This is a genomic window from Pseudoramibacter porci (assembly GCF_009696145.1).
GTDB classification, from domain to species: domain Bacteria; phylum Bacillota; class Clostridia; order Eubacteriales; family Eubacteriaceae; genus Pseudoramibacter; species Pseudoramibacter porci.
The window spans coordinates 1-1,176 of the sequence record NZ_VUMO01000034.1 but is presented as its reverse complement, the minus strand read 5'-3'; the positions used below and the strand labels follow the sequence as shown (position 1 = coordinate 1,176).

Sequence of the window (1,176 nt, the reverse complement as noted above, 5' to 3'; positions counted from 1 at the left end):
ATACTGATTCATAAACCCTTATTTATTATTATGCTGGCTTGTTTAATATTTTTTACTATTAATTATTTGATTTATAAATATAAGTTTAATAAATTAAACAACGAAGCAATGGTTGCATTCGGTAAGCACCTTGATAATAAAAGAAAGAAATAATATAAGAAAAGGCTCATTATGATGAGCCTTTTTTCTAATCTTTAGTTTTATTAACGATGCCATTGCAGCATTTACATGTATAGATATATTCAGTAGGATCCAAAAGAATTTTAATAAAAATACTATTTAAAAAGTTATAGATTATGAACCTAACAATACCGAGACACGCCAAAAAGCTAGAACTATTGTCAGTTCCACAAATAAATCAGAGTTTACACAAATAAACTAGAGCAAGAATAAAAAGTATATTATCTATAAGCTTTAATTTTTCATTTTGTAAAAATATATGCCTGTTAATAATGACAAAATAACGACTATTGATTGCTTCCCAAACGATAATATTAGTCGAGTGGTTTATAGATATGGTGGACTTGTTAGAAACGAAGATAACGATTCAACTAATCCTTTTGTTGAAGTGTTATTAATTGAGATTAGAAAAAGTGATCAATGGTTATTTTTAGATAAGTGCTCAACATTCCTTGTTCCCGTACTTGATCTTGATGCTGTTCAACATGGCAGTATTTGGGACGGGAATGTTCTGACCAATTACACTTATAGATTTTCAGGAAAACTCATCACAAAACGATTTTCTTTCGACTTCACCAATAATAAACCTAAGAATATAAAACTTACGGACAGAATCCCCAATACTTCTGACTACTACATTCCTTTAAAAAACTATTTCCTCCCAAATAAAGTTGATTATGTTCTTCAAGGCTATCCATTTACCAAATATACCAATGATTCATATCGCAAAGTGAATCATTGCCTAATGCATTCCAATGATGGAACTCAAGTCATCACATCATCAATTCATGTATTGCATAGCTTATTCGTCAATCGGAAGGATATTAGGGGACTTTTATTAGGAACTTCGAGTCAATCCATCATTAATCGTTTTTTAGAATCTTATACAACAGAAGTTGAGAATGATAATGTTGAATATAAAATTAAAATCAGAAAGCCATATGAACATATTGGCGAAACAGCAATTATATTTCTGGCTAATCTACCCTTCAACCC

Annotated in this window: 1 protein-coding gene; it reads left to right on the top strand. The window is 29.9% G+C overall.

Annotation, left to right across the window (positions count from 1 at the left end):
• Window positions 1-439: 439 nt before the first annotated feature.
• Window positions 440-1,176, top strand: a 737-nt coding sequence (locus tag FYJ52_RS09985; protein WP_205960835.1) for a hypothetical protein, incomplete at its 3' end; no start/stop codon positions are given.